General features: G+C 71.4%; 3 protein-coding genes. 2 read left to right on the forward strand and 1 reads right to left on the reverse strand.

Annotated features, from left to right (window positions below):
• Window positions 1–2,547 (forward strand): hypothetical protein (locus VF139_17385; protein ID HEX6853172.1); only part of this gene is annotated, 2,547 nt, incomplete at its 5' end.
• On the forward strand, window positions 2,522–3,601 hold the full coding sequence (locus tag VF139_17390; protein HEX6853173.1) for a hypothetical protein: 1,080 nt from the start codon (window positions 2,522–2,524) through the stop codon (window positions 3,599–3,601). The genes VF139_17385 and VF139_17390, both read left to right, overlap by 26 nt.
• Window positions 3,602–3,676: 75 nt before the next feature.
• Here the strand turns inward: VF139_17390 and VF139_17395 are convergent.
• Window positions 3,677–3,929: hypothetical protein (locus VF139_17395; GenBank protein ID HEX6853174.1), on the reverse strand; the 253-nt coding region annotated here is incomplete at its 5' end.

Below are 3,929 nucleotides of genomic sequence, written 5' to 3' on the forward strand. Positions count from 1 at the left end.
CCCGGGACGCAATACGTGGACACCGATCTCCCGAACGGGACGACCTTCTTCTACCGGGTCCAGGCGGTCGGCGCGAACTCGGCCTGCGACTCCCCCGTCTCGGCCTGCGCCCAGGGAACCCCGCAGCCGTTCGCGGGGACGGTGAAGTTCAACCAGCCGGCGTACGCCTGCTCGAGCCTGATGCAGATCAGCGTGCTCGACGCGAACATCGGCGCGGGGACGACGACGGTGCAGGTCTCCTCGACGGTGGAACCTACTCCCGAGACGGTGGTGCTGACGGAAACCTCGCCGGGCTCGGCCAAGTACGTCGGCACCCTCCAGGCGACCGCCTCCGCGTCGTCGAGCGGCGACGGCCTGCTCGCCGTCGCCGACGGCGCGACGATCACCGCGTCCTACCTCGACGCCGACGACGGCCAGGGGGGGAGCAACCTGACCCGCACCGCGGTCGCGGGGTCGGACTGCGTCCCGCCGCAGATCTCGGCGATCCAGACGACGGGCGTGACCGACGCGCGGGCGGACGTGCGCTGGTCCACGAACGAGAGCTCCTCGTCGATCGTGCGCTGGGGCGAGAACGTCCCGCCGGACCGGACGGCGACGACCGCCGGCAACGTGACGAGCCACGTCGTCGCCCTCAACGGCCTGCAGGGGTGCACCGTGTACTACTACGGGGTCGAAAGCTCCGACGCGCCGGGGAACGTGGTCAGCGACACGCGCTCCGGCCAGTACTACAGCTTCGAGACCCTCGGGAACTTCGGCGACGGCCTGCAGCCCTGCCGCGCCGGGAAGCTCACCGTGCTCACCCCGACCGTCGGGTGCCAGCAGACGCTGCAGATGAAGGTCGTCGACCTCGACCTCAACGCGAACACGACCGCGGCGGACACCGTGGCGGTCACGGTCAGCTCCACGACCGAGACGACCCCCGAAACGGTCGTCCTGACCGAGACCGGCGTGAACACCTCGATCTTCACGGGCGCGATCGCCACGACGCCGAACGCGGTCCTTCCCGGGGACGGCTTGCTCTCGGCCGCGAGCGGCGACCTGCTCACCGCGACGTACAACGACGCGAGCGCGGGGACGGGACAGCCCGCGGTCTCCTTCCAGACCGCGGTCGCGGACTGCGCCTCCCCTACCTTCTCGAACGTGCGCGTCACGGACGTCTCCGACGACGGGGCGATCGTCCGATGGGACACGCAGGAGTCGTCGAGCTCGACGGTCGAGTGGGGCACGACCCCCGCGCTCGGAAACGTCGTGAGCGACGCCGCGCTCGTCCAGGCGCACGCGGTCACCGTGCGCCCCTTCGCCGAGTGCGCCCGGGTGTACTTCCGCGTGACCTCGACGGACGCGTACGGGAACAGCCGCGTCTACGACGCGTCGGGGAGCCCCTTCGAGTTCAACGCCTTCCGGATCCCCGGGCTGTTCCGGGACGAGTTCGAATCGACGACCGGGTGGACGCTCGAAGGGGAATGGCAGATCCAGGCCCCCGAAGGGAGGGGGACGAGCCCCGGCGACCCGACGGCCGCCTTCCAGGGAACCCGCGTGCTCGGTCTCGACCTCTCGGGACTCGGCGCCAAGCCCGGCGACTACGAGATCAACACGACCACCCGCGCCGTCAGCCCCGTGATCAACGCCTCCTCCCTCGCCAACGGCCAGCTCAAGTTCCGCCGCTGGCTCAACGTCGGCGGCGGTGCCGTCGCCTACGTGGAGGTGAGGAAGAACAACGCCTGGAACGCCGTGTGGAACTCGAGCGGCGCGACGGGCCTCACCGAGAGCGCCTGGTCGCTGCAGAGCGTGGACATCGGCGCCTTCGCCGACGCGAACAACCAGCTCCAGATCGCCTTCCGCGTCACGTCCGGCTTCAGCCAGACCTCGAACCGCGCGGGGTGGAACGTCGACCGGTTCGTGGTCAAGAGCGCCAACCAGCCCGACTTCGACGTCTGCGGCGGCTGCGGGGGAGCCCCGACCTTCGCCGGTCTCGACGCGGCGACCGACGTCGGCGGCTGCGCCGACACGGGGATCCGGCTCTCGTGGAAGGCCGCGCCGGCGTGGGGCACCGGCGCCGCCGGCACCTACTCCGTGTACCGCTCGACCGATCCGGCGTTCGTGCCCTCCGCCGGGAACCGGATCGCCGCGGGGATCGCGGGAACGACCTATACCGACGCCTCGGCTCCGAACGACACGACCTTCTACTACGTCGTTCGCGCCGAAAACGCCGAGTCCTGCTCGACCGGCCCGGCGAACGGCGGCGTCACCGACGCGAACCTCGTACGCCGGTGGGCGCGCGACGAGACGGCGCAGGCCGCCCCCGGGACGGTCGGCGCGACGGTTCTCGCCTCGCCGGTGAACGACGCCCACGTGCGCCTGTCGTGGACGGCGTCCCCGACCGCGGCGACCTACCGGATCCTCCGCGCGCAGGCACCGCAGGGGCCGTTCACGCAGGTCGCCGAGGTGGCCGGAACCTACTGGGAGGACAAGGACCAGCTCGGCGACACCGCGAACCGGTTCTACCAGGTGAAGACGGCGGATGTCTGCGGCAACCCGGAGCCCTGACGACCGCCCGCCGTCGTTCCGCTGCCCGTCCTGCGGGGCCTCGGCGGCGTTTTCTCCCGAGGAGGGAACGATCGTCTGCGCGCACTGCGGCGCGACGTCGCCGATCGAGGCCGACGGGGCCAAGGTCGCCGAGGAGGACCTCCTCGCCGCTCTCGAGGCCCTGCGGGACCGCGAGGAAGCCGACGACCGCGTGGTGCACCGGTGCGCGGGATGCGGTGCGGAGACGACCCTCCCCGACGGCGTGACGGCGTGCGCGTGCGCCTTCTGCGGGACTCCCGTGGTGGCCGCGGCGCGCTCGGTGAAGCTCGTGCGGCCGAAGGCGTTGCTGCCGTTCCGCGTCGGGGGCGAGGAATCCCTGAAGCGGTTCCGCGACTGGGTCGGCCGCCGCTGGTTCGCGCCGGGCGATTTCCGCGCCTGGGCGCGCGATCCGGGGACCCTCGCCGGGACCTACGTGCCGTTCTGGACCTTCGACGCGCGCACCGCGACCGACTACGTGGGCCAGCGCGGCGATCACTACACGGTCACGGTCGTCGAAGGGAGCCGCCGGCGGACCGAGACCCGCACGCGCTGGTCCCTTCGATGGGGCCGCGTCGACGTCGCCTTCGACGATCTCCTCGTCCCGGCGACCGACGTCGTCCCTCCCGACCTCGCGCGCAGGCTCGAGCCGTGGGACCTCGGGGCGCTCGTCCCCTACGCCGACGACTACCTCGGCGGGTTCCGGGCGCTCAGCTACCGGATCCCGCTGGCGCAGGCCTTCGCCGTCGCGAAGCGGCGCATGGAAGCGGACGTCGACGCGGCCGTCCGAGCCGACATCGGCGGCGACCGGCAGCAGGTCTGGCGTGCGGAGACGCATTGGGACGGTCTGTCATTCAAACACGTGCTGCTGCCGTTGTGGAGCTGTTCCTACCGGTATCGCGACAGGACCTACCGGTTCCTCGTCAACGCGCGCACCGGCGAGGTGCAAGGGGAGCGGCCGTGGAGCGCGTGGAAGATCGTGCTCCTCGTCCTCGGGGTCGCGGCGGGGATCGGCGCGATCGTGCTGGCGGCTCGATAGGGCCCACGGTGGTGCGAAGCGTGTTGAGCAGCTCCGGATCCACGACTGCCTGACCTTCCGTTTCAAGGGTCGGCCTCAGTAGGCCAGTGAGAGGCGGTGGGGAGCGTTGGGGATCCCGGGCGTGATCCAGGTGCGCCGGTAGACCTCGAGCCAGCTCGCCGGGACCCGGACGCGGGCCGGGAACAGGCGCCGCGCCAGTACCCGCGCCCAGCTCCACGGCTCGCTCGTCAGACCCAGCCGCATCGCCGGGGTCGTGGGATCGGGCTTGCGCTCCGATACCCCCTTCACGAAGTTCCGCCACGCGATCGCGAGGTACAGGCGTTCGAGA

Source organism: Candidatus Polarisedimenticolaceae bacterium (assembly GCA_036376135.1).
GTDB lineage: Bacteria > Acidobacteriota > Polarisedimenticolia > Polarisedimenticolales > DASRJG01 > DASVAW01.